The organism is Arthrobacter sp. SO5, assembly GCF_020532805.1.
Classification (GTDB): Bacteria; Actinomycetota; Actinomycetes; order Actinomycetales; family Micrococcaceae; genus Arthrobacter.
Genome location: NZ_MQTQ01000038.1, coordinates 1 through 25,344 on the forward strand (window position 1 = coordinate 1; position 25,344 = coordinate 25,344).

The window sequence follows — 25,344 nt, forward strand, 5'->3', positions numbered from 1 at the left end:
GGGAGAGTAGGTCACCGCCGGAACATCATTCAGGTCGAGAGCCTCCAACCACCAGGTTGGAGGCTCTCCCACTTTAACGCCACACAAGGCCGCCGTAGGGGGCAATGGGGCACCTGCCAGCAGGGGCGGCCCGCCGCCGTCGGGCGCTGGGTAACACCACCGGAGAGGCGGGTGCCGGCGATCCGGAACCGCAGGGTCCGGGGTTCGCCGCAGCCGCGGGCGGGTCCGTCCGCTATCGGCGGAATATGGCCTCGAATGGCCCCAATATCGGGGTTTTTCCCTGAAAAACGCCGAAAACACGCGGAATTTGTCACCTCCGCGGCGGCAAGCTGGTAAGTTTTCGAACAGTGGCTTGTGCGCATGCCGTGTGCAGGCTCCAGAACTCATGACCGTCCAGGAGGACATAAATGGCTAAGAACCGTAGTGAACTTGTTGCAGAGGTAGCAGGCAAGGCTGGCACCAGCCAGGCAGCCGTCAACTCCGTGCTGGATGCACTGTTCGAGGTTTTCGAGACCTCTGTCGCCGCGGGCGAAAAGATCACCATCCCGGGCTGGCTCGCAGTGGAGCGCACCGACCGTGCAGCTCGCACCGGCCGCAACCCGCAGACGGGCGAGACCATCCAGATCGCCGCCGGCCACAGCGTCAAGCTGACCGCGGGCTCCAAGCTGAAGGCTGCAGTCGCCAAGAAGAAGTAGTCTTCTCTTAACGCCTGAAAGGAGCGGCAACCCCCGGGTTGCCGCTCCTTTGGCCTTTAAGGACCGCCGGGGGGACAGCGCCGGCGCCGGCGCCCCCGCCGATTCGTTGAGCGGGCCGGCTTAGCGGACAATGGAGTTGTGCCTTCTGCAGCCAGTTCCAGTACTACCTCCACCCCGCCGCCCCCCGCAGCGGGAGTACGGCGTCCTGCCGGCGCCACCGGGATCTCCCGCGGCTGGCAGCTTGCCGGCGTCGTAGCGCTGTTCGTCGGACTGGCAGCAGCGCTGCTGTTTTCCGGCGCCGCAGCGGCGCGCCAGGTCTCGGACCCGGGCGCCCTGGTCCGCTGGGGGCTTCCCGTCAGCAAGGCCGTCCACAACGTCTCCCTGGCCACCGTCATCGGCGGTCTGCTCTTCGCCGTCGGAATCCTGCCGAGGAGCCACGCAAGCTCAAGGTCGAAAGACAAGGACGCGCCGGAGCATCCGGCGTTTTCCCGCGCACTGGCAGTGGCCGCGGCCGCCGGGGCCACCTGGACCCTTTCCGCGATCGCCGTGCTCGTCCTGAGCTACTCGGACATCGCGGGCCAGGGAATCTCCGGGGACCCCGAGTTCACCCGTTCCCTGGTCTTCTTCATGACGGACATCGAGACCGGCCGGGCCTGGCTGTCGGTGGTCATCATTGCTGCTGTGGTCACCACAGCACTGTTCGGCGTCCGGTCCCGGGGCGCATTGGCAGCAGTTCTTGTGCTGTCCCTGATCGGGCTGGTGCCCGCAGCACTGATCGGACACTCCTCCAGCTCGGATGACCACGAAGGCGCCATCAACTCACTCGGCCTGCACCTCGTGGGCGTCTCGGCCTGGGTGGGGGGCATCATCGTGCTGGCACTCCTCTCCAACGTCCTGGCCGGCGCCAGGACGGCGGCAGATCGCCGTTCCGACATCACCGAGCCGACGCTCCGCCGCTTCTCCGCGCTGGCCGGGTTTGCCTTCGTCCTGGTCTTCGCCTCGGGTGTGGTCAATGCCAGCATCCGCGTCACATCCTGGGGTGACCTCTTCGGCTCCTCCTACGGCCAGCTCATCCTGGCCAAGGCGGCCGCGACCCTGGTCCTCGGCGGCATCGGCCTCATGCACCGCCAATGGGTCATCCCGCAGCTGGGCAGCCCGGGCAGCGGCCTGTCCGCCCGCCGCGTGCTCTGGCAGCTCGTCGCGGCGGAGCTGCTGATCATGGGGGCGACGTCGGGAATCGCGGTCGCGCTCGGACGCTCCGCGCCGCCGCAGCCCGCCACCTTCGCCCCCGATGCCTCCCCGGCCTTCATCCTCTCCGGCTACGATCTGCCACCGGAACTCACGCCAGAGCGCTGGCTGACCGAGTGGCGGCTCGACTGGCTGTGGGTCGCCGTCGCAGGCTTTGGACTCGTGAGCTACTTCCTCGGTATCCGGAAGGTGCTCCAGCGCGGGGACAAATGGTCCTGGTTCCGCGCGGTCAACTGGGTGATCGGGCTGGCGGTGCTCACCTATGTGACGTCCGGGCCGCCGTCGGTCTACGGCCGGGTGATGTTCTCCGCGCACATGGTGGACCACATGGCCCTGACCATGGTTGCGCCCATCTTCCTGGTCCTCGGCGCCCCGGTGACTCTGGCTCTCCGGGCTTTGACGCCGCGCAGGGACAGTTCCCGCGGGCCGCGCGAATGGCTGCTGATCTTCGTGCACTCGAAGTTCTCGCAGTTGGTGACGCACCCGCTGTTTGCGGCCGCCAACTTCGCCGGCTCGATCGTGCTGTTCTACTACTCGGAAGCGTTCGGCTACGCCATGCGGGACCACGTGGGCCACGAGCTCATGAACCTGCACTTCGCACTCACGGGCTACATTTTTGTGCTGACGATGATCGGCACCGACCCGCTGCCGCGCCGTGCGCCCTACCCCATGCGGCTGCTGCTCCTGCTGGCCACCATGGGCTTCCACGCCTTCTTCGGGGTCGCGATCATGGGCGGCACCGGGCTGCTGGCCGCGGACTACTTCGGCAACCTCGGCCGGACCTGGGGCGCCCCCGCCCTCCTCGACCAGCAAATGGGCGGCGCGGTGGCCTGGGGCATCGGCGAGGTGCCCACACTCCTGGTGGCAATCGGTGTCGCCGTCATGTGGTCCCGCTCGGATGCGCGCGAGTCCAAACGCACCGACCGGGCGGCGGACAGGAATAACGACGCCGATCTCACTGCTTATAACGACATGTTTGCCAAGCTGGCCGAGCGCGACGCCAGGCTTGCCGAACGCAATTCGAAGCTGGAAGGACGTTCATGACCGAAACCGTACGCACCCACCTCCGGGTCCGGGCCTCCGAACTGGTGGGCCGCAACTGGCTCAATACCGGCGGCAAATCCCTGGACCTCGAAGCCCTGCGCGGCAAGATCGTGCTCCTGGACTTCTGGACGTTCTGCTGCATCAACTGCCTGCACGTCCTCGACGAACTGCGCCCGCTGGAGCAGGAGTACTCCGATGTCCTCGTGACCGTCGGTGTGCATTCGCCCAAGTTCGAGCACGAGGCCGATCCCGTGGCCCTGGCCGCCGCCGTCGAACGCTACGAGATCCGCCACCCCGTCCTGGACGATCCCGAGCTGGACACCTGGAAGGCCTACACGGCCCGCGCCTGGCCCACCCTGGTGGTCATTGACCCCGAGGGCTACATCGTCGCCCACCTCTCCGGCGAAGGCCACGCCGACGGCCTTGCCGTGCTGATCCCCGAACTGATCGCCGAGCACGAGGCCAAGGGCACCCTGCACCGCGGCGACGGGCCCTACGTGGCGCCCGAAGCGACATCCGGGACGCTCCGGTTCCCGGGCAAGGCCCTCTTCCTCCCGCCCGGGCGGGGCGGTTCTGACGCGGCGGGCGACGCCGGCTCCTGGCTGGTCACCGACACCGGCCACCACCGCCTCGTGGAACTCTCGACCGATTTCGAGACGGTGCTGGCAACCTACGGCTCCGGGGACAAGGGATTCGCTGACGGCGGCGCCGCCTCGGCCCGGTTCAACGAGCCGCAGGGCCTGGTCCTGCTGCCGGAAGGCGTCGCTGCCACGGCCGGCTACGACGTCGTGGTTGCCGACACCGTCAACCACCGCCTGCGCGGGCTGTCCCTCGCGGACGGGCACGTCCGCGCCCTGGCCGGCAACGGCGTGCAGCGGCTGCTCGAAACCGGCCCCGCCCGCGTCGACGAGGAGGGCGCCGCTTACGGCGCCCGGCTGGAAGCGGATCCGCTGCAGGTGTCCTTGAGCTCACCGTGGGACGTCGTGTGGTCCGCCAGGCTGAACGCGGTCATCGTTGCGATGGCAGGCGTGCACCAGATCTTCAGCTTCGACCCCGCCACCGGCGCTGTGTCGATCATCGCCGGCAACGGGCTCGAAGGCCTGCTGGACGGCGCGGCCAACGAAGCGTGGTTTGCCCAGTCCTCCGGCCTCGCCGAGGACGCGGACGGCAACATCTGGGTGGCAGACTCCGAGACCTCCGCCCTGCGCAGGCTCGTGATTGCCGACGACGGCGCCGTCACGGTCGAGTCCGCCGTCGGCAAGGGACTCTTCGATTTCGGCTTCCGGGACGGGCCGGCCGCGGAGGCGCGGCTGCAGCACCCGCTCGGTGTCACTGTGCTGCCGGACGGTTCGGTGGCGATCGCGGACACGTACAACGGTGCCGTGCGCCGCTACGACCCGGCCACGGGCACAGTTTCCACGCTGGCGCGCGGACTCTCGGAGCCCTCCGACGTGATTGTGGACCACACCCGCGTGGCCGGCGCCGAGCCGCTGCTGGTGGTGGTGGAGGCGAACAAACACCAGCTGGTCTACGTACCCATTCCGAAGGAAGCCCAGCAGGTGGACGAGGGCGCGGCGCAGACCCACCGGCCCAAGAGCCCGGTAGCCCCCGGGCTGCTGGAGTTGACCGTCCGCTTCACCGCGCCGACAGGCCAGAAACTGGATGACCGGTGGGGCGACCCCACCCAGCTGAAGATCTCCTCCACCCCGCCGGAGCTGCTGGTTTCCGGCGGCGGGACCTCCGTGGGCCTGCGCCGCTCACTGGAATTGGCCTCCGATGTCCCCGAGGGCGTGCTGCACATCACCGCCCGTGCCGCTGCCTGTGACGGCCCCGAGGACGCCGACGGCGAGATCCCGGACCACGCCGCCTGCCACCTGTACCAGCAGGACTGGGGCATCCCCGTGCTGCTGCAGGCCGACGGTGACACCGAGCTGGTGCTGGACCTGCGCGGGATGGATTAGCGGACGCCACGGCTGTGCCGGGCCGGCCCAGTTTTGGCCGCACCCGGCTGGAGCCTGCGGGCCAGTTCGGGCCGGGCACGGTCACTGATGGGCCGGTCCAGCCCGCCAGGCTTGTCCACATAGGGGATTATCCGCTTGGTTGGCTGCTCCGGCTCACTGCACATTTGGGGACATGGATCCTGTGCAGATCATCGGCTCTGTTGGCGGCGTGGCATTGACCCGGGCAGTTGTGGCAAGGGGCGCCGCAGACGCGGCGATCCGCAGCGCGGTCCGAAGCGGAGATGTGCTCCGGCTGGAGCGCGGGGTACTGGCCCTCCCGGGTGCGGACCCCGAACTGATAGCCGCCATGCGGGCCAGGGCGCTGCTGACATGCGTGTCGGCTGCCCCCCGGTTCGGTCTGTGGCAGCTGAAAACCGCTGCGAAGCCGCACTACTGGCAGAGCAACGGCAGGCGGTCCGGTTCCTGCGTCAGCCACCGGCGGGCCCTCACCCGGCCCGGAGCCAGCGGAGCTGTGGCGGCCCTGCCGGATGTTCTCCTGCACGCCCTGCTTTGCCTGCCCCCGCTTGAATCTCTGGTCATGGTGGAAAGCGCGTACAACCGGGGCGACATCGACTTGGGATTCTTGCTCCGTCACCTCGGTGGAAACCGGTGCGGAAAGGCCCGCGACGTTGTTGCGAGAGTCGAGCGGGGCGCCGATTCTCTTCTGGAGACTCTGGCCCGGGTCCTCTTCAGGGATGCCGGCATAGCCACCGAAACCCAAGTGTGGATCGACGGTGTGGGCAGGGTCGATTTCCTCCTGGAGGGTTTCCTCATCGTCGAGATTGACGGGCTGGCCTTCCACCTTGAACCGCGGCAGTTCAAAAAGGACCGCCGCCGCGACAATTCGGCAGTGGCCCAAGGACTGCCCGTGCTGCGATTCTTCTACGACGACGTCGTCTTTGCGCCGGAGAGTGTCCTGGCGCAGGTCCGGGAGGTGCTGGCACGGGGATCACTTCGGTGGCCGCAGCCGCACCGGCCCAGTTTTGAAGCCGTGGAGCCAGGAACCTGGCGCTAGTTCCGCGGGACGGCGGTCTAATCCGGGCCGGTCCAGCGCCGGCGGCGGTTCGGGGCACTTCAGGAGCTGAGCAGCGGCGTGATCTTCACGGTGTCAGCCTCAATGTCCAGGCGTGTGGTGAAGCTGAATTCGTGGACCGCGTTGAGGTCGGTGACCGCCCCGGTGAACAGATCCACCTGGCGGGCCTTGATCCGCGCCTTGCCGTTCAGCGGCGCGACCACCCAGCGGCCGCCGAAGGGCTCAATGCTGATGCCGGGGTAGTCGACGATGCTCCAGTCGATGGTTCCGTCGACCACGCGGTTGTTGGTGGCGTGGTAGAACGGGCAGTCCGGCTGGAGCTTCTGCTCCACGCCGGCCGTCTCCGCACACGTGTCCAGGAACTCTTTGACCTTGGCGCTGACGGCCTCCTTCAAGGCGTCGGTGGCCTGGGTCATGAGGTTCAGCGGGGCCGGCGGCGCGTCCCGGCCGGACACTGTGGCGCGGGTGGGCGGGGCCGCGAAGTATTCACCGTTCAGGGTGGCCTCGTACCCGCCCGGGTAGAAGGCGGCGAAGGAGTTGCGGCCGTCAGGCATGTTTACCGGGACCCCGTTGAGCGTGGCCTCGTTGGAGTTGACCACGGTGACGTCCAGCACCGGAAGGGCAGCCGGGACGAAGGCCCACTTGTGGAAGAACAGCCACTCCGTACCGGACTTCTCGAGCAGAAATTCGGTGCGCAGGCGGCTGCCGTCAATGGTGTAGTCGATCGGCACCATGACCTGGTTGCCCCCGCGGTCCTCGGCGTCACCGTACTTGACGCCGTCGATCCGCGCGGCAGCGGTCTGCAGCGCCGTTCCGTCCAGCAAGGCGGGGTTGCTCTGCGGCACCGGGGCGCGGAGCAGACCGAGCGCTTTCTCACCCTCGCCCTTCTTCAGGGCGTCCATGTATTCACGGACAGGCTGCTGGGGGCTCGCGATCGAATCGTTGACCACGCTGACCGCGAGCACTGCTCCGGCCACGGCAAGCATCAAGCCCAACAGCCACCCGGCTGCGATCTTGACCAACGCCTGACTCATTTGCACGTACCTTACGTTACCTGCACCCCACAGGAATCCATGTGTCACAGGCTGTCACCCCCGACGCGGCCCCTGTCCGGGCGCCGCGCCGTGCTCCTACCGCCGGCGGCGCTTGGGGGCGGTGCCGAAGACGCCGCGCAGCAGCTCCCGGCCCAGTTGCGTGCCCAGCGAGCGGGCCATGCTCTTCAGGCCGCCGCCGAGGGCGCCGCCGAGCGTTCCTGCGAGGTCGCCGGCCATGCCGCCGGTCTCCCCGGGCGCCTGCTGTCCGGGCACCCGGGCACGTTCGGGCGCCGGGGCGGGCCGGCTGCTGGGACGGCCCAGGATCTCTTCCTCGATCCGCCGGGCCTCGGCGTCGACGTCGTTCTGGCCCCCAGTCCCGCCGTCCGGGGCCGCCCCGGCGGGCGCAGCCGGGGCACCCGTGCCGGCCTCGGCCCTGCCCGCGATCTTCTCGTACGCGGAGATGTTGTCGACGGCGGTGCCATATTTGGGCAGCAGTGCCGAGCCGGCCACGGTGCTCGCGATCAGGGCATCGGTACTGGGCCCCATGACGGATTCCGGCGCGCGGAGCCGGGTCAGCGCCACGGGGGTCGGGGCGCCCTTCTCATTCATAACCGTGATGACGGCCTCGCCGATCCCCGCGGACGTGAGGGTCTCCTCCAGGTCGTAGTCGCTCATCGGGAAGGTGGAGACGGTGGCCTTGAGGGCCTTGGCGTCCTCGGGCGTGTACGCCCTCAGAGCGTGCTGCACCCTGTTGGCGAGCTGGCCCAGGACCTCTGCCGGGACATCCTTGGGCGTCTGGGTGACGAAGAAGATGCCGACGCCCTTGGACCGGATCAGCCGCACGGTGGTGGTGATGGCGTCCAGGAAGGCCTTCGAGGCGCCGTTGAACAGCAGGTGCGCCTCGTCCAGGAAGAACACGAGCTTGGGCTTGTCCAGGTCGCCGGCCTCGGGCAGCTCTTCAAAGAGATCGGCGAGCAGCCACATGAGGAAGGTGGAGAAGAGCATCGGTTTGGTCTGGAGCGTGGGCAGTTCCAGGCAGCTCACGACGCCGCGGCCGTCCGGTGCGGTGCGCAGCAGCTCGGCCGTGTCGAACTCGGGCTCGCCGAAGAACTTCTCCATGCCCTGCGCCTCGAGCGTGATCAGTTCGCGGAGGATGACGCCGGCTGTCGCCTTCGACAGCCCGCCCAGTTCCTCGAGCTGGTCCTTACCTTCGGCGGAGGTGAGGAACTGGATGACGGCCCGCAGGTCTTTCAGATCGATCAGCTCGAGGTTGTTCTTGTCCGCGAAGTGGAAGACCAGCTGCAGGCTGGATTCCTGGGTGGCGTTAAGTTCCATGATGCGGGACAACAGGATGGGCCCGAAAGAGGTGACGGTGGCGCGGACCGGGATGCCGTTGCCATCGCCGCCGAGGGCCAGAAACTCCACGGGAAACGTTGTCCCGGACCAGGGCTGGCCGATGCTCTCCGTGCGCGCCAGGAGTTTCTCGGTCGCGGTGGCGGCGGTAGCCAGGCCTGAGAGGTCGCCTTTGATATCCGCGAGGAACACCGGCACTCCGGCGGCTGAGAGCTGCTCCGCCATCATGTGCAAGGTGACGGTCTTGCCGGTGCCCGTGGCGCCGGCCACCAGACCGTGCCGGTTCATCATTGCCAGCGGGAGCCGGACGGGGGCTTCCTTGTGGAGTTCGCCGTCGATAATCGCGGCGCCCAGCTCGATGGTGGGACCCTCGAGCGTGTACCCCTTTTGGATGGTGGCGACTTTGTCTGCAGTGGATTTGATGGCCATGCGGACAGCTTAGCCGGGTCCGGCGTCGCCGGACCCGGCTAAGGGCGTCGCAAGGGGCGCGGCTTTTTGGCCCTGTTACTCGGCGAGGGCCTTGAGGACTTCCTTCGCCACGGCGTCACTGGACTGCGGGTTCTGGCCGCTGATCAGGTTGCCGTCGCGCACCACGTGGGAGCTCCAGGCGGCGGAGTTCTCGATCACTGCGCCCTTGTCCTTCAGGACGTCCTCCACGAACCACGGCGTGTTGGGGCCGGTGCCGCCGTTGAGTTCCTCCTCATTGGTGAAAACGGTGAGGCGGCGGCCGGCGAAGGCGAACTGCCCGGCGTCGTCCGTGGCGCTCAACAGGCCGGCCGGGCCGTGGCAGAACGGTGCGATGACTTTGCCGGCCGTGTTGGCCGCTACCAGGAGCTTGCCGAGGTCGGCGTCCTGGTAGAGGTCGGTCATCGGGCCGTGGCCACCGGGCATCACGATCGCGTCGTAACCGGAGAACTCGACGTCGGCCAGCACCAGCGGCGCGGACAGCTCGGCGTCGATGTCAGAGAGGTACTTGCGGAAGGCATCGGAGCGGTCCTGGCCGCCGGCGGACTCGGCCGCCAGGCTGACCTCGTCCACCGTGGGCTTCGCGCCGCCGGGCGTGGCGATGTGGACGGCGTGCCCGGCGTCGAGGAGGGTCTGGTGGGAAACCACCACTTCCTCGGCCCAGTAGCCGGTGGGGTGCTCGCTGCCGTCCCGCATCGTGAGGGAATCGGCGGCCGAGACGACCATCAGAATGTTAGCCATGTTGTGCTCCTGTTCTGCCGGCGCACACGCGCCGGCGCTGAAAATAAGTGGGCTTAGCGTGCAGCTTCGAGTTCGGCATACGTGGCGTCATCGAGGACGACGCCGGCGGCGGCCAGGTTTTCTTCGAGGTGCTTGACCGAACCCGTGCCCGGAATGGGCATCATGACGGGGGAGCGGCGCAGCAGCCAGGCGAGGGCCACCTGCGAGGTGCTGGCGCCGAGGCGCTTGGCCGCCTCGTCCAGCGGGCCGCCGGGCCCGGCTAGTTCGCCCGCGGAGATCGGCGCCCACGGAATGAAGCCGATCCCGTTCTCCTCGGCGTAGTTGAGCACGTCCTCCGAACTGCGGTCGGTGAGGTTGTAGCGGTTCTGCACAGTGGAGACGGTGAAGTACTTGCCGGCCTCCTCAAGCTCGGCGACACTGACCTGGGACAGGCCCAGGGCCTTGACCTTGCCTTCCTTCTGGAGGTCCCGGAGCACAGCGAACTGCTCCTCGGGATCCACCTTGGGATCGATCCGGTGCAGCTGCAGGAGATCGAGGGAGTCGACCTTGAGCTTGCGCAGGCTCAGTTCGGTCTGCTGGCGGAGGTATTCGGGCCGGCCGACCGGAACCCAGTTGTTCGGTCCGGTGCGGGTGAAGCCGACCTTGGTGCCGATCCGCAGCCCCTCCCTATAGGGGTGGAGGGCCTCGGCGAGGATCTCCTCGCTGATGTTCGGCCCGTAGGAATCGGCGGTGTCAATGAAGTCGACGCCGAGCTCGACGGCACGGCGGACGACGGCGACAGCGGCCGCGCGGTCAGCCGGCTCACCCCAGACGCCGTCTCCGACAATGCGCATGGCGCCGAATCCCAGCCGATGGACAGTTCCCAGGTCCTTGAGATCAATCGTGTCGGAGTTTTCCGGATGCTGTGAGTTGTCATGGCTCATAAGGGCGGCAACCCGCTAAGCCCGCCGAGTATTCCAGCCGAGGTCGCAGCAGGGCGGGTTTCCCGTGTTCCGGGGACGTTCGGCAGTACGCTTGGGCATGGCTAACCCGGTGCTTCAAAAGCTTGCTTCCCTCGCGATGACGCTGGGTCTGGTGCTGCTCGGCAGCCCACCGGCGACGGCGGCTCCGCCACGCGCTTCCGAACCGGCGGGTATCGATGTGTCCTGGCCGCAATGCGGCAAGACCCTCCCCAAACGGCCGGCATTCGCCATCGTGGGGGTCAACGGCGGCCTCGCCAACACCACGAATCCGTGCCTCGCGCAGCAACTGGCCTGGGCCAACACCGCCCCGGATCCGCAGCTCACGTCCCAGCCGCGGGTTGCGCTCTACGTCAACACCGCCAATCCGGGCCTGCAGGGGTCCTGGTGGCCGAGTTCGAACACCTACGGTGGCGCAGCCGTCGCCAACCCCTACGGCACGTGCGGCAGCGGCGCCGGGGACTTCAAGGCCTGCTCCTACATGTACGGCTACGCCAAGGCCTACGACGACGCCACCATCCGCGGGGTGAGCGATCCGGCGTCGTACCGGTGGTGGCTGGACGTGGAGACCGGCAACAGCTGGCAGGCTGACAAAGGCGCCAACGTCGCCGCTCTGGAGGGAATGGCCGCCTACTTCAAGGGCATCAACGCCGACGTCGGACTCTATTCCAGCGGCTACCAGTGGGCCCAGATCGCCGGCGCCGTCCCTTCCGGCAGCCCGCTCGCCGGACTGCCCAGCTGGCTTGCGGGAGCCCGTTCCCTGACGGGAGCCAAGGCCAACTGTTCGCTGCCCGGCCTGACTCCAGGCAGCCGCGTGGCCCTGACGCAGTATGTTTCCAGCGGACTGGACTACAACTACCCGTGCAAGTGACCGTCAGCACAGAGCCCGGCCCGCTGAAATAAGCCGGGCGCCGGGACCGTTGTGTGCAGTGTGCGAGTGCCGGAGACCGGTGCGACCGCCAAGATACTGCTCCGCTACGAAAGGCCGGCATTTTCCGTGACTGTTCCGCTATCCATCCTTGACCTGGCAACCATCGGCAGGGGCCAGACGGCGGCCGAGAGTCTCGCGGGCAGCGTGGCCATGGCGCAGCTTGCCGAGGAGCTGGGCTACCGGCGGGTCTGGTACGCCGAGCACCACAACATGTCCGCCATCGCCTCCTCGGCCACCAGCGTGCTGATTGCCCACGTCGCCGCGCACACCGAAAGCATCCGGCTTGGCGCAGGCGGTGTGATGCTGCCCAACCACTCGCCCCTGACGATCGCCGAGCAGTTCGGCACGCTGGAGACCCTGCACCCGGGACGGATCGACCTGGGCCTGGGCCGGGCCCCCGGCAGCGACCAAAACACCCTCCGCGCCCTGCGCCGCGATCCGATGTCATCGGACAGCTTTCCGCAGGACGTGCTGGAGCTTCAGGGCTACCTCACCGGCCCCACCCGCATCCAAGGCGTCGAAGCCACCCCCGGTAAGGGCACGAACGTCCCGCTGTACATCCTTGGTTCCTCGCTGTTCGGCGCCAAGCTGGCTGCGCAGCTCGGCCTGCCGTACGCTTTCGCCTCGCACTTCGCGCCGAACGCGCTGCGGGACGCCGTCGCCCTGTACCGCCGCGAGTTCCAGCCGTCAGCGCAGCTGGACGCCCCCCACGTGATAGCCGGTGCCAATGTGATCGCAGCGGATTCCGCGGCCGAAGCGCAGGCGATGTTCAGGGACACGTTGCGCTCCCGCGTTTCGTTGTTCTTCGGCGGTGGCAAGGTCTTCAGCGACGACGAGGCGGACATGATCCTCGACTCGCCGCAGGGCCAGCATATGTCGCAGATGATGACGTATTCCGCCGTCGGCACGCCGGACACTGTGCTCGATTACCTGGAGGAGTTCACGGCCCACGCCGACGCCGACGAACTGATCCTGGCGCACCAGAGCACCGGCAGCCAGGCCCGGCTGCGCTCGGTGCAACTGCTGGCGGAGGTAGCCGGACTCGTCCGGGTCTAGGTTCCCTTCTGTTCCCGGGCGCTGCCGGCCGTGGCCCGCTACGGTTCCAGGGCTTCCCGGAGCCGGGCGGCTGCGGTTTCCGGCTGGATATCGGCGATGAACGCGCCCATCGCCGCCTCCGAACCGGCAAGGAACTTGAGTTTGTCTGCTTCCCGCCGGGGCGAGGTCAGCTGAAGCATCAGCCGGATATCGTCCCGGTGGGCCCGGACCGGGGCCTGGTGCCAGGCGGAGATATACGGGGTCGGCGTCGCATAGAGCGCGTCCACGCCGCGGAGCAGACGGCCGTAGAGCAGGGCGAACTCATCGCGTTCCGCGTCGCTGGTAGCTGCGAGGTCCGGTACCTGGCGGTGCGGCAGGATATGGACTTCCAGCGGCCAGCGCGCTGCGAAGGGGACGAAGGCGGTCCAGTGTTCGCCCTGGAGCACTACCCGCCCGGACTGCTGCTCGAAGCCGAGGACGTCCTCGAAGAGTGAACTGCCGTAGCTCTCCAGCGAGCGGATGAGTTGTTGGGTGCGCGGTGTGATGAAGGGGTAGGCGTAGATCTGCCCATGCGGGTGGTGCAACGTCACGCCGATCTCCTCCCCGCGGTTCTCGAAGGGGAATACCTGCTGGACACCCGGCATGGCGGAGAGAGCCGCCGTCCGGTCCGCCCAGGCCTCCACCACGGTCCGCATCCGGGACAGCGACACTCCGGCGAGCGAACCTGTGTGTTCCGGGGAGAAGCACACGACTTCGCACCGGCCCACTGACTGCAGCCGGCGGCCGAGCCCGATCCGGGACAAGTCCTCGAGCCCCTCCGGTGCGTCCGGACCTTCCAGGGCCGGGCCGAAAGATGGTGATTTGTTCTCGAAAACCGCAACATCGTAGTGGCTGGGGACTTCGGAGGCGTTCTCCGCAGAGGCCGGCGCCAGCGGGTCCAGATGCGCCGGGGGCAGGACCACCCGGTTCTGCCGGGCCGACGCCACCGAAACCCATTCGCCGGTCAGGACGTCCTGGCGCATGGTTGCCGTGGCGGGCCGGGCGGCGGGTTCGCGCAGATCCGGTGCCCGTTCCGGGGACAGCGCAGTATCCGCATCGTCGAAATAGATGATGTCGCGGCCATCGGAGAGCTGAAAGGACCGCTTAGCGATCTGGGCCATGCTAGAGGCCTTTCCCTGCGTTGATAACTGCGCCGGCAACTGCCTCGGCCGTCGAGTAGCGGCCCGCACCTTTGTCAGCAGAAGCTGCCCGCACGTGCAGCAACACGCCGTGTTCCGGGTTTAGGACCGGCATCGGCAGCCCGGCCTCGGCCAGGAAACGGCCGGTCGCCTCAAGACCCGACGCCAGCCAGGCGGGCGGGATTACCTGGGTGAAGGGATGCCCGGTCCCGGCGACCGGGTAGGCAAGCCGTACCCGGTAATTTCGCTCCGGCAGCAGCCCGGGCAGCGCCACCCGTCCGGGGACTTCGGAGAACGACGTCGCCACTGACACCAGGGCGAACAGCGCTTCGGAGCCGTCGTGGGAGACCACCCCGTGCAGCATCAGGGCGGGGTCCGGTTCATCGGCCCGCACCATCCGGCCGCTGTGCAACAGCGCCCGGTGGTCCTTGTAGGCCGCTATCGCGGCCGCCAGCTCGCCGCGTTCGCCGTCCGCGAGCTGGCGGACGTCCCATTCCAGGCCGAAGTGGCCGAACATGGCCGTGATGGCGCGGAAGGACAGCTCGTGCGTGCGTGCCGTGGTGTGCGAAGTGGTGGGGCCGATGTGCGATCCCACGAGCTCCGGGGGAACCACCACTTCGGTCCACCGCTGGATGGTCTGGCGTTCCAGGGCGTCGTTGCAGTCCGAGGCCCAGATCCGGTCCGTGCGTTCCAGGATGCCCAGATCCACGCGGCCGCCGCCCGAGGAGCAGCTCTCGATCTCGACCCCCGGATGGGCCTTCCTCAGCTCATCCAGCAGTCGGTACACGGCCAGGGTCTGGGCGTGGGCCGACGGGCTGCCCTCGTGGCCCATTTCCGCCAGATCCCTGTTCTGGTCCCATTTGAGGTAGCTGATCCGGTACTCGCTCAGGAGCGAGTCCAGCCGGTCGAAGATGTAGTGCCAGGCCGCCGGGTTGGCCAGGTCCAGCACCTGCTGGTGCCGCCAGCGCTGCGGTAGCCGGACCGGTGCGCCGGTCCTAGGGGAAGACGGTCCCGGGCCTGAGATCCAGTCCGGGTGGGCACGGGCGAGGTCCGAGTCCTCGTTGACCATTTCCGGCTCGACCCACAGGCCGAATTCCATCCCGTGAGCGGTGACGGCGTCAATCAGGGGGGTGAGCCCCGCCGGCCAGAGCTCTTCGTCGACATACCAGTCGCCGAGCCCGGCGCGGTCGTTGCGGCGGCCCCGGAACCAGCCGTCGTCGAGGACAAAACGTTCGACGCCGAGACCCGCGGCGGATTCTGCCAGCTCCAGCAAAGTCTCCAGCCGGTGGTCGAAGTACACCGCTTCCCAGACATTCAGCACAACAGGGCGAGGCTTGCCGGACCGGCGGCCCGGATGGTGCGGGCGTGCTCGGAACCACGAATAGAACGCTTCACTGATGCCGTCCAGCCCGGCGTCCGAGTAGGCGGCGAAAAGCCAAGGCGTCTCGTAACGGCCGCCCGCGTCGAGGGTGACCTCGGCGGAGCCGAGCAGCTCCGAGGCTCCGATGATCGAGCGGCCGTCGCCGATCGTTTCGACGAAACTCTCGTGGTTGCCGCTCCAGCCCAGGTGCACGGCCCAGACCTGGCCGTGCCGGTTGCCGAACCCGGGGGTTCCCGCTGCCAGCAGCAGCGGGGAATCGTGGCCCGTGCGTCCGTGCCGGCCGGAGCGAACCCACGTGCCCTGCCGCATCGGCAAACGCTGGGGGTGGGCCTCGCGGCACCAGCGGCCCGTGAGGTCCAGGATTTCCGTAGCGGCACGCCCCACGGGCAGCACCGCCGCGAGTTCCTCGAGCCGGTAGTTGTGCGGGCCCTCGTTGCTCAGGCTGTGCCGGAGCTGCAGCAGCCCGCCCTCGTTGATCCTGAGTTCGGTGCTGACGCTGATCCCGGCCACGGGGTCCGACTGCGTGATCACGGCCGAACAGTGGGCCGTTTCGCCCCGCCCGGTTCCCGACGGCATCGTGCCGTCCGTCGCCGTCACGGAGACCACCCGGAGGCGGGCAGAGAACGCCTGGCCGTCCCGGTGGCCGCGGAGGCCGGGACGGCCCCGCCAGCCGGAGGACGCCTGCGGGATCAATCCCAGCGTCACGGGAATGTCCAGGGACGAGGGGGCAACAGGATCGACCAGCAGCGCAAGGTCCGGCAGCTCCGGGCCGAGGTCGGCGCCGAAGTGCAGCACAGCCGGCTCGCCAGCGCTGAAGTCGATCAGTACGGACGTTCCGGAGCGCCTCAAATGCAGCGGACCGTGCGGTGGCTCCGGAGGAGGGGCGCTCCCGGACAGGGTCGTCGGGTTCAGGTGGTTCACGGCAGCTCCAAGCTTGTCGTAGGCGTCGGGTTCAGGAGGTGCGCGGCCGTTCAGCCGGCGGCAGCACTGGTGGCGGTCCCGTTGCCAGCCAGAAGCAGCCGGCCCACGCGCTCGCCGAGGATGCGCCGGGCTTCGCCGCCCAGCCCGTCATCGCTGATGAGCTCATCCGCGTCCTCGAGGTCGGCAATGGTGCTGATGCCCAGGGTCCCCCACTTGGTGTGGTCGGCCAGCACCACTACACGGCGGGCCGCCGCGACGAAGGCCCGGTCCGTTTCCGCCTCCAGGACGTTCGGGGTGGTGAACCCGGCAACAGAATCAATGCCGTGGACGCCGAGGAACAGCACATCGAGGTGCAGTTGCTTCAGGGAGGAGGTCGCCAGCGGACCGACGAGGGCGTCCGAGGGGGTACGTTCACCGCCGGTGAGGATCACTGTGGACGGCGAAGCCCCCTGATAGAAGACGTCAGCGATCCGCACCGAGTTGGTCACCACCGTGATCCGCGGCCCGGCGGACAGCAGGTGCGCCAGTGCCCAGGTGGTGGTGCCGGCGCTGAGACCTACTGCCATGCCTTCGCGCACCTGGGCGGCCGCCTCATGTGCGATCGCCATTTTCTCCTCAGGCAACTGGGTCAGCTTAAGGTCGAAGCCGGGTTCGTGCGTGCCGGCGCCGCCCGGGAGCTTGGCCCCGCCGTGGATCTTCTCCAGGGTCCCCGCCGCGTCGAGGGCCTCGATGTCCCGACGGACGGTCATGAGGGACACTCCGAGCAGCTTCGCGAGGTCCGTGACGCGGACGATCCGTTCGCGCTGGACTTCCGCGACGATGGCTGAGTGGCGGGCTGCGGCTAGCATCTCGTGTCCTTAGTGAATCGGCTGGCGTGGTGAAAGAGGACCGCGGGAGCGGAGAACCGCGACGCCGCCTGCTGCCAGGCTGAGGCCGCCGTCGACGTCCCCGCCGCTGATAAGTTCTACACCCGAAAGCGGGAGCCGGACGTCGTCCATGCCGTGGTTGATACAGAACGTCCAGTCCGTCCCCTCCCGGCTGCGCCGGACAACTTCCACATTGGCCGGAAGGTCCGGCACTAGCGGCGCCACAGCCGCATCGGCGCAGACTATGGGAAGGAACCCGGCGAGACCGTCAGCGGACAATGAGGTCGCCACGTAGTAGGCACGGCCCTTGCCGGCGTGGTTGCGGGTCACCGCCGGGGAACCGGCAACTGGACCGACCTCCACCTGGGCAAGCACCTCGGCGGTGGTTGCCCGGCCGAGTTCGCTCCAGCAGGACCCGGCACCGAAAGCGCTGAGCGGGACCGTTTCTGCCTCCCGCAGGGGGAAAAACTCTTCCATCCGCACGCCCAGCAGGTCACTGAAGGCGCCGGGGTAGCTGCCGAGGCGGATGTGGTCATTTTCGTCCGCGATTCCGGAGAAATATGTCACAACGAGGTGGCCGCCGGACCTGACGTAGGCGTCGAGGTTCGCGGCGCCGGCATCCGTGACGAGGTATTGCATCGGCACCACCACGAGGCGGTAGCCGGAGAGATCGTCGGTGCTTTGGCGGAAATCCGTCGGGATACCCGCGCGGTAGAAGGCATCGTGCCAGCGGCGGGTCTCGGCGATGTTGGAGGCGTCCACGCTGGGGTGCGAATCCAGTTCCGAGGCCCAGCGGGCATCGGTGTCATGGATGATGGCGACGTCGATGCTGCCGGACGCGCCCGTCACTACTGAGCCGGCGACCTCGGCCAGGCTGCGCAGCGCCTGGCCGAGCTGGACGACTTCCCGCCAGACCTTGGTTTCGGTACCTGCATGCGGGAGCATCCCGGAGTGGAACTTCTCGGCGCCGGCGCGGGATGCCCGCCACTGGAAGAAGAGAGCGCCGTCCGCGCCGCGGGCGACATGCTGCAGCGAGTTGCGCAGCATTTCCCCGGGCGCCTTGGCGATGTTGCGCGGCTGCCAGTTGACCGCGGATGTGGAGTGCTCCATCAGCAGCCACGGTTTGCCTTGCGCCCAGCCCCGGGTGAGGTCCGCGGTGGCCGCCAGTTCCTGGAAGTTCCGCGGGTCTTCCGCAACCAGGTAGTGGTCGTTGGACACGACGTCCATCTGTTCGGCCCAGCGCCAGTAGTCCACGGGCTGGTGCAGGCCCATGCTGAAACCCATGAAGTTCGTGGTGACCGGATGCCCGGAATGCGAGCGGATAATCCGCGCCTCGGCTTTGTAGCACTCGAGGAGTTCGTCCGAGGAGTACCGGGCGAAGTCCAGCTGCTGGGTGGGGTTCACCCACGTTCCAGAGGTCCGCGGCGGCAGGATCTCCGCCCAGGCGTAGTAGCGCTGGGACCAGAACGCGGTGCCCCACGCGTGGTTCAGGGCTTCGATGGTCCCGTAGCGGTTTTCCAGCCAGCTGCGGAAGCCGGCGGCGGCGCCGTCGGAAAAGTCGGGCTGGTTGTGGCAGCCGTACTCATTGTGCACGTGCCACATGACCACCGCGGGGTGGTCCTTGTACCTCAGGGCAATCTGTTCGGTCAGGGCGGCCGCAGCCCGGCGGTAGTCCCGGCTGGAGGCGGCGAAGGCCTGCCGGGAGCCGTAGCTGTGGCGCACGCCGTCGGCCGTCACCGGAAGGGACTCCGGGTACTTGTGGCTGAACCACGGCGGCGGCGAGGCAGTGGCGTTGGCCAGGTCCACCCGGATCCCGTTGGCGTGCAGCAGGTCCAGCACCCGGTCCAGCCAGCCGAATTCGTAGACTCCCTCGGACGGTTCCAGCAACGACCAGCTGAAGATGCCGACGCTGACCAGGTTGACGCCTGCCTCCCGCATGAGCCGGACGTCCTCGTCCCAGGTTTCTTCCGGCCACTGCTCCGGATTGTAATCCCCGCCGAACGCCAGCATCGGGGACCCCTCGGAGCCCAGGCGGGCGGTGATGTAGTCCATGGCGTTGTCGTTCTGGTTGGTGTTGAAGTGCACGTTTATCCTTTGCTGGAGCCGAGCGTCAGGCCGGCCACGAAGTGCCGCTGCAGGAGCAGGTAGATGATGAGGGCAGGAATGGCCGTGATCATGGCTCCCGCGGCGATCAGGTTGTAATCCGAGAGGAACTGGCCCTGCAGGTTGTTCACGGCCGTCGTCAGCGGGAGCCGATCACCGCTCTGAATAAAGAGCAGCGGCCAGAAGAAGTCGTTATAGATGAAGATGACCTCGAGCGTGCCCATCGCGGCGAGTGCCGGCCGGCAGAGGGGGAGGATGATCTCCCAGTACTGCCGCCAGATGCCGGCGCCGTCCACCAGGGCGGCCTCCGTCAGCTCGGAGGAGAGCGCCTTCATGTAGTTGGAGAGCACGAACGTCACGAAGCCGATCTGGAAGGCCGTGTCGACGGCGATGACGCTGATGTAGGTGTTAAGAAGGTTTCCGGAATCGCTGACACTGTACGGGAGCTCCAGTTGCTTGAACATCTGGAACAGGGGAGCGGCGAGAACCTGGGGCGGCAGGAGGTTGCCGGCCGTAAACATGATCAGCAGCGTAACGTTGAATTTCCAGGACACCCGGCTGACGGCGAAGGCCATCATCGAGGCGAGGAACAAGATCAGGATGACCGAGGGGATGGTGATCAGCGCGGAGTTCCAGGCATATTGTGCAAACCCGCCCCGGGTCCAGGCCTCGACGAAGTTGTCGAAATTGAAGGACCCGCCGAGGCTGAAGTAGCCGTACTTGTCGGTGTCGGCCTTGGGCCGCAAGGAGGTGAAGACCGTCCAGCCCAGCGGCACCAGCCACATGGCTGCCATCACGGTCAGGAAGATGTGGATGCCGAAGTGCTTCCGGGCGGGACCCCGGCTCCTGCCGCCAGTGCCGGTGCGCTGCCCTGCGGCGGCGGTGTTGCCCGTGTCAGTGGGTGCGGCAGGGGCCGGCTTGATGATGCTCATGCCTCTTTGTCCTTTCCGAAGGCCCGGGACAGGTAGAACGTGATGGGAACCAGCGAGATGACCAGGAGGATGACGGCGAGGGCGGAGCCGACGCCGATCACCTGTCCTTCGCCCACCAGGTTCTGGATCACGAGGGCGCTGATGAGTTCGAGGCCGTTCGTGCCGCGGTTGATGACGTAAACGATGTCAAAGGCGCGCAGCGATTCGATCACCGTGATGACGATGACGATCACGTTGACGGGCCGCATGGCCGGGAAGATGACCCGGAAGAACGTCTGCGTCGCATTTGCGCCGTCGATCTGGGCCGCTTCCCGCAGGGTGGGGTCAACGCCCTTGAGCCCGGCCAGGTAGAGGATCATCACATAGCCGGCGTGACGCCACGTGGCTGCAACCAGGGCTGCCCAGATGTTGACGCTGGAGTCACCGAACCAGTCGACGGCCTGCGGGGTTCCGGCGGTCCCCAGCAGGAAGTTCAGCAGCCCGCTGTCCCGGTTGTAGAACAGTTGCCAGATGACGCCGATCAGGGCCAGCGACAGCATGACCGGAGTAAAGAAAATGCTTTGGTAGATCCTGGTGCCGCGGATGTTCTGATCGAGGAGGATGGCTAGCAGCAGGCCAAGGGGGGTGGCGATGAGGGACAGAAAGACCAGCCACAGCACGTTGTGCTGGACGGCCGGCCAAAACGGCGGGTAGTCGTTGGCGATGAACCGGTAGTTTTCCAGCCCGGCGCCCTTGATGTCGGCCAGGCTCAGCCCGTTCCACCGGGTGAAGGACAGTGCCGCCGAGAGCAGCGTGGGGATCCAGACCAGGACAAGCTGGATCAGGGTGGGGACCCCCACCATGAAGCCGAGTATCCATTTGTCTCGGCGGGACATCCGCCGGACCCGCCCTGCCGGGGCGCGCGCGGTGGATTGTGCCCCGGCAGCGGTTGTGTTGCTTGTGCTCACTAGAGATTCCTTGCTCGATATCGCGTGCTGCTACTGGGCGGCGTAGAGCGATTTGGCCTGGGCTTCCAGGTTCTTGACATCCACGTTGCCGTCCTTGATGAAGGACTGCAGCGCCGGGATCATCACGTTGTTGGCCATGGCCGGGAGGGCGTCGCGGTCAAAGAACTGGCTGATGCTCTTGGCGTTGCTGATGGCGTCCGCCATTTTCTTGTTCAACGGCGAGAACTTGGAGGTGTCGGCGCCCTTTGCGGTGGCGATATTCGCGGAGTCGACGGACGCGTAGACGTCCTGTCCCTCCGGAGTGCCGAGGTAGGCGAGGAAGTCCTTGGCGGCCTGGTTCTGGCCGCCCTTCTTGGACAGCAGCAGACCGTCGATGGGGGCTTCGATTGCGTCCTGGCCTTCCATCGCGATCTCCGGGAACGGGAAGAAATCGATGTCGTCCGCGACCGTCTTGTCCGTGTACTGCTGGGTGAGGAATGATCCGAGCAGGTACATGCCGGACTTCTTGTCGCCGAGGTTCTTTGCCGAGTCCTGCCAGGTCATGCCCAGGGCGTTGGGGTTCTGGTAGGGCAGCAGTGCCTTCCAGGTGTCGAACACGTCGCTGACCTTTTTCTGGTCCCAGCTTTCCTTGTGGGCGGTGAGGTCCATGTGGAACTTGTAGCCGTTGAGGCGCATGTTCAGGTAATCGAAGGTGCCCATGGCGGGCCAGCCGTCCTTGTCCGCGAATTCGATGGGGATCAGGCCGTCGCCCTGCATCTTCTTCGACAGTGCAGTGAGCTCATCGAAGGTCTTCGGGACCTGGTAGCCTTTCTCGGCCCACAGGCTCTTGCGGTAGAAGAAGCCCCAGGGATAGTTGTAGTTCGGTACCAGGTACATCTTTCCGTCGGCACCGGTGGACGCCTTCTTCAGGGCCTCGGAGTAGTTGCCCCCGATCTTCTCCCAGACATCGTCGATCGGGGCAAGCAATCCCTTGTCTGCGTAGTACTGCATCCGGTAGCCGGCGAACCACGTGAAGCTGTCGTCGGGGCTGCCTTGAAGGTAGGTGTTGATCTTGTTCTGGAAGTCGTTGTGCGGCACAACGTTGGTGCTGACCTTAGCGCCGGACTTCTTCTCAAAGGCGTCCGTGACGGCCTTGTAGGCGGCCTTGGGAACTTCGTCCGAGGAACCGGAACCGAAGGTCACGGTCTTGGCGCCGCCGCTGGCGGACGGTGCGGTGCCGCCGGTGCAGCCCGCCAGCAGGGGAACCCCGGCCATGGCGACGGCGCCCACGCCCAACGTTTTCAGCAGCGTACGGCGGTCCAATCCGGCCTGGCTCGAAGCCCTCCGCAGCGCATCTTCATGCATGGACATGGTTTCTCCTTTGAAATCAACGGATGCTGTGAGTCAACTCACATAATAATGAATCATAACCGAACAATAAGGAACGTCAAGAGGCAAAAAGGAACATTTCCAGCAGGATACGGGCGTACCGCTTCAGCGGTACGCCCGACTGAAAAGTCCGGGCGGCCGAAGACGTTACCTAGCTGCAACAGCCGGGACACCCGCACGAAATATGGCCGGGAGGATACTGGAAGTGCGTCCTTCACCGGACGGACTCTTGCAGGCATTGGGGACTACCAGAAGGACTCCGCCTATGCCCACCCCACTCAACCAGTCCCTTGCCGACTCTGCCCTCCTGACAAAATCCTTGCCGCTGGGCCTGTTGCGCGCCTTTGTCCAGACCAATGCCGCCGACGACGGGCTGACACCCCAGCTGCTGGCCGAACTCAAGAGCCTGGCCCGCGCGCCGGGGCTGATCGTGGCCTGCAATTACGGCGGAACACTGTGCGACATGGAGGGCACCTCCACCGAAACCCTGCCGCTGGCCAGCGCCGCGATTGCACTCCGGGCCCTTGCCGCCCTCCCTAACACCCACGCCGCCGTCATCTCCGGGCGGTCCCTGCGCGACCTCGCCGCCGTCTCCAGGCTCCCCGCCGAGGTGCACCTCGTCGGCTCCCACGGCGCCGAGTTCGACATGGGGTACGCCCACGGGCTGTCCCTCGCCACAGAATCGGTGCTGCAGCAGACCGGCCAGGCGCTCGCCGAGACCATCGGCGCCTACCGCGGCATCACCATTGAACGGAAACCCGCAGGGGTAGGCGTCCACACCAACCACGCCACGCCGGAGGTCAGGGCCCAGGCAGCCGAACAGGCGCAGCAGATCGCGCGTGCCCATGGCCTGCACTTCATCGTGGACGGCTCGGTCCTGGACCTGTCGGTGGTGCAGCCGTCCAAGGCCGCCGCCCTCGATCACCTGCGCTCCATGCTTGGCGTGAGCGCCGCCCTCTACGCGGGGGACGCCGCCAGCGACGAGCACGCCCTAGCCACCCTCCGCGGCCCGGACGTGGGCCTGCGGGTGGGGGACGGGGAGACGGCGGCCGCGCACCGGATCAGGGATCCGGAGTCGTTCGCCCGGGTGCTTGCCATCCTGTTTGAACTGCGGCGTGCGTGGCTGTTCGGTGAGGACGCCGTCGGCCTCGAACGGCATTCGATGATCGGCAACGGCTCCTCGACGGCCCTCATCAGCCCGGACGCCAAGATCTGCTGGATGAGCCACCCGCTCCCGGATTCGGGGTCGCTCTTCGCGCACCTCCTCGGCGGGGATGCGGCCGGGCACTTCTCGGTGGAGCCGGTCAAGTCCTCCCAGGTCCTGGGCCAGCGTTATGTGGACAGCACCATGATCGTGGAAACCCGCTGGTCCGATGTCACTGTCACCGATTACCTCGAACCGGCGCCCGATGGCATCACCAGCCTGGTCCGGGTGCTTTCCGGCACCGGAGTGGCGCGGATTGTGTTCGCGCCCCGCCCGGACTACGCGAACGCGCCCTTCAGCATGGAGGCCCGCGGCGCCGAACTGCACGTCGTTGGGACGGCGGACCCGATCGTCCTGCTCGCGCCGTCCGGAGTCAGTTTCACCATCACCTCGGACGGCCGTCACGCCAACGCCACGGCCGACGTCGAGCTGCGGCACGGACCGGTGGTGCTCAACCTGCGCTGCGGTGACACTGAACCCCAGCACGCGGCCCCCGCTGAGGAAACCGGGCGGCGCTCCGCCGTCGCGCACCATTCGCGGCGCTGGGTGCAGGGCCTGGACCTGCCGGCGGTGAAGCCGTCCTTGGTGCGCCGCTCCGCGCTGGTGCTGCGGGCGCTGGTCCACGAACCGACCGGGGCCGTGCTGGCTGCCCCCACCACATCGCTGCCGGAGGGGATCGGCGGCACGCGGAACTGGGACTACCGTTACTGCTGGCTGCGGGACGGGTCCATGACGGTCAACGCGCTCGTGGACCTCGGCTCGACGTCGGAGGCGGAAGGCTTCCTCGCCTGGCTCGGCCGGATCCTGGCCCGCGCGCCCGGCCCGCAGTGGCTGCATCCGCTGTACTCGGTGACCGGGTCTCCACTCTCCACCGAGGCCATCATAGAAAGCCTTCCGGGCTACGCCGGATCCCGGCCGGTGCGGATCGGGAACGCCGCGGACCACCAGGTCCAGTTGGACGTGTTCGGGCCGATCGCGGAGCTGATCGATGCCCTCAGCGCGCGGCAGGGAGTGCTGTCCGATGCCCACTGGGAGCTGCTGGCCCAGATGGCCTCGGCCGTGCTGGCCCGCTGGCACGAGCCGGACCACGGGATCTGGGAGGCGCGCCGGGCACCGCGGCACCATGTCTACACCAAGGTGATGTGCTGGGTCACCCTGGACCGTGCCCTGCGCACCGCGGCCCGCCACGGCCGGACGCCGGCGACGGCGTGGGAGCCCACGGCCGCCACGATCCGGGAGGAAGTGCTCCGGGAGGGCTGGGACGACACCGCAGCCTCCTACACAGTGGCGTACGACAGCCCGGACCTCGACGCCGCCGTGCTGCACATCGGGCTCTCGGGCCTGCTGGACGTCGGCGACCAGCGTTTCCTGGACACCGTCACGGCGGTGGAACGGGAGCTGCGCGTGGGACCCACGGTGTTCCGCTACCGTTACGACGACGGCCTGCCGGGGCTGGAGGGCGGCTTCCACATTTGCACCACCTGGCTGATCGCGGCCTATGTGGCGGTAGGCCGGATCGAGGAGGCGTGGGACCTGTTCGACCAGCTGGTGAACCTGTTCGGGCCCACCGGACTGCTGCCGGAGGAGTACGATCCGGGCACCGAAAGGCACCTGGGCAACCATCCGCAGGCATATTCGCACCTGGGCTTCATCCGCTGCGCACGGCTGCTGGACGGCCTGCCGAAGAACTAGGTCCGCCAGCGGTCCGCCTCAACAGGTGGCTCCTATTCGCAGGCGACGCCGTCTTTGTCCCGGTCCATCTCCGGGCGGTAACCGGGCTGCCCTGCGTGGAGGGGTGCCGCGCCGGCGGCGCGGGCCGCGGCGCAGTTCGCGTAGTACACGGCTGCGGGGGCTACCGGGGCTGCAGGGGCGGCGGGAACGGGCGCCGGGGCGGGCGCCACATACG

At 67.4% G+C, this 25,344-nt stretch carries 19 protein-coding genes; 7 read left to right on the plus strand and 12 right to left on the minus strand.

The window, feature by feature from the left end:
- Positions 1–407: 407 nt before the first annotated feature.
- The 4 genes from BJG92_RS06725 (at position 408) to BJG92_RS06740 (ending at position 6,002) form a co-directional block, all read left to right on the plus strand.
- Positions 408–695: an HU family DNA-binding protein gene (locus tag BJG92_RS06725; RefSeq protein ID WP_011776355.1), complete on the plus strand. Its 288-nt coding sequence runs from the start codon at positions 408–410 to the stop codon at positions 693–695.
- Between the two features lie 138 nt (positions 696–833).
- Positions 834–2,987: a cytochrome c oxidase assembly protein gene (locus BJG92_RS06730; RefSeq protein WP_374199765.1), complete on the plus strand. Its 2,154-nt coding sequence runs from the start codon at positions 834–836 to the stop codon at positions 2,985–2,987.
- On the plus strand, positions 2,984–4,948 hold the full coding sequence (locus BJG92_RS06735) for an NHL domain-containing thioredoxin family protein (RefSeq protein WP_232083253.1): 1,965 nt from the start codon (positions 2,984–2,986) through the stop codon (positions 4,946–4,948). The genes BJG92_RS06730 and BJG92_RS06735 overlap by 4 nt, the downstream gene beginning before the upstream one ends.
- A 172-nt stretch (positions 4,949–5,120) precedes the next feature.
- A complete protein-coding gene (locus BJG92_RS06740; protein WP_232083254.1) occupies positions 5,121–6,002 on the plus strand; it encodes an endonuclease domain-containing protein in 882 nt (293 codons plus the stop codon).
- A gap of 59 nt (positions 6,003–6,061) precedes the next feature.
- Here the strand turns inward: BJG92_RS06740 and BJG92_RS06745 are convergent, their stop codons facing one another.
- The 4 genes from BJG92_RS06745 to BJG92_RS06760 form a co-directional block, all read right to left on the minus strand.
- Positions 6,062–7,054, minus strand: coding sequence for a hypothetical protein (locus BJG92_RS06745; RefSeq protein ID WP_232083255.1), 993 nt, complete (start codon positions 7,052–7,054; stop codon positions 6,062–6,064).
- A gap of 96 nt (positions 7,055–7,150) precedes the next feature.
- On the minus strand, positions 7,151–8,836 hold the full coding sequence (locus tag BJG92_RS06750; protein ID WP_232083256.1) for a helicase HerA-like domain-containing protein: 1,686 nt from the start codon (positions 8,834–8,836) through the stop codon (positions 7,151–7,153).
- A gap of 75 nt (positions 8,837–8,911) precedes the next feature.
- Positions 8,912–9,613, minus strand: coding sequence for a type 1 glutamine amidotransferase domain-containing protein (locus BJG92_RS06755; protein WP_232083257.1), 702 nt, complete (start codon positions 9,611–9,613; stop codon positions 8,912–8,914).
- 53 nt (positions 9,614–9,666) lie between these two features.
- The gene (locus tag BJG92_RS06760; protein WP_232083258.1) at positions 9,667–10,536 is read right to left on the minus strand and encodes an aldo/keto reductase; all 870 of its coding nucleotides are present in this window, start codon (positions 10,534–10,536) and stop codon (positions 9,667–9,669) included.
- A gap of 97 nt (positions 10,537–10,633) precedes the next feature.
- On the opposite strand from BJG92_RS06760, the gene BJG92_RS06765 reads away from it, so the two are divergent.
- Together BJG92_RS06765 and BJG92_RS06770 are read left to right on the plus strand one after the other, a co-directional pair.
- Complete coding sequence (locus tag BJG92_RS06765) at positions 10,634–11,443, plus strand: hypothetical protein (RefSeq protein WP_232083259.1); 810 nt, start codon at positions 10,634–10,636, stop codon at positions 11,441–11,443.
- Positions 11,444–11,569: 126 nt separating this feature from the next.
- On the plus strand, positions 11,570–12,559 hold the full coding sequence (locus BJG92_RS06770; RefSeq protein WP_232083260.1) for an LLM class flavin-dependent oxidoreductase: 990 nt from the start codon (positions 11,570–11,572) through the stop codon (positions 12,557–12,559).
- A gap of 38 nt (positions 12,560–12,597) precedes the next feature.
- Here the strand turns inward: BJG92_RS06770 and galT are convergent, their stop codons facing one another.
- The 7 genes from galT to BJG92_RS06805 all read right to left on the minus strand — a co-directional run bounded on the left by galT (position 12,598) and on the right by BJG92_RS06805 (position 22,216).
- Positions 12,598–13,698, minus strand: a complete 1,101-nt coding sequence (gene galT, locus BJG92_RS06775; protein WP_232083261.1) for a galactose-1-phosphate uridylyltransferase — start codon at positions 13,696–13,698, stop codon at positions 12,598–12,600.
- 1 nt (position 13,699) lies between these two features.
- Positions 13,700–16,009 (minus strand): alpha-galactosidase, encoded by a 2,310-nt coding sequence (locus BJG92_RS06780; protein WP_232083269.1) that lies wholly within the window; start codon positions 16,007–16,009, stop codon positions 13,700–13,702.
- Positions 16,010–16,068: 59 nt separating this feature from the next.
- Positions 16,069–16,866: a DeoR/GlpR family DNA-binding transcription regulator gene (locus BJG92_RS06785; RefSeq protein WP_232083262.1), complete on the minus strand. Its 798-nt coding sequence runs from the start codon at positions 16,864–16,866 to the stop codon at positions 16,069–16,071.
- Between the two features lie 9 nt (positions 16,867–16,875).
- On the minus strand, positions 16,876–18,969 hold the full coding sequence (locus tag BJG92_RS06790) for a beta-galactosidase (protein ID WP_232083263.1): 2,094 nt from the start codon (positions 18,967–18,969) through the stop codon (positions 16,876–16,878).
- 2 nt (positions 18,970–18,971) lie between these two features.
- Positions 18,972–19,919 (minus strand): carbohydrate ABC transporter permease, encoded by a 948-nt coding sequence (locus BJG92_RS06795; RefSeq protein WP_232083264.1) that lies wholly within the window; start codon positions 19,917–19,919, stop codon positions 18,972–18,974.
- Positions 19,916–20,794, minus strand: coding sequence for a carbohydrate ABC transporter permease (locus BJG92_RS06800; protein ID WP_232083270.1), 879 nt, complete (start codon positions 20,792–20,794; stop codon positions 19,916–19,918). Before BJG92_RS06800 ends, BJG92_RS06795 begins: the two co-directional genes overlap by 4 nt.
- A gap of 102 nt (positions 20,795–20,896) precedes the next feature.
- On the minus strand, positions 20,897–22,216 hold the full coding sequence (locus tag BJG92_RS06805; RefSeq protein ID WP_232083265.1) for an ABC transporter substrate-binding protein: 1,320 nt from the start codon (positions 22,214–22,216) through the stop codon (positions 20,897–20,899).
- A gap of 283 nt (positions 22,217–22,499) precedes the next feature.
- On the opposite strand from BJG92_RS06805, the gene otsB reads away from it, so the two are divergent.
- Positions 22,500–25,130 (plus strand): trehalose-phosphatase, encoded by a 2,631-nt coding sequence (otsB, locus tag BJG92_RS06810; RefSeq protein ID WP_232083266.1) that lies wholly within the window; start codon positions 22,500–22,502, stop codon positions 25,128–25,130.
- Positions 25,131–25,162: 32 nt separating this feature from the next.
- On the opposite strand, the gene BJG92_RS06815 is transcribed toward otsB, so the two are convergent.
- Positions 25,163–25,344 (minus strand): excalibur calcium-binding domain-containing protein (locus BJG92_RS06815; RefSeq protein ID WP_232083267.1); only part of this gene is annotated, 182 nt, incomplete at its 5' end.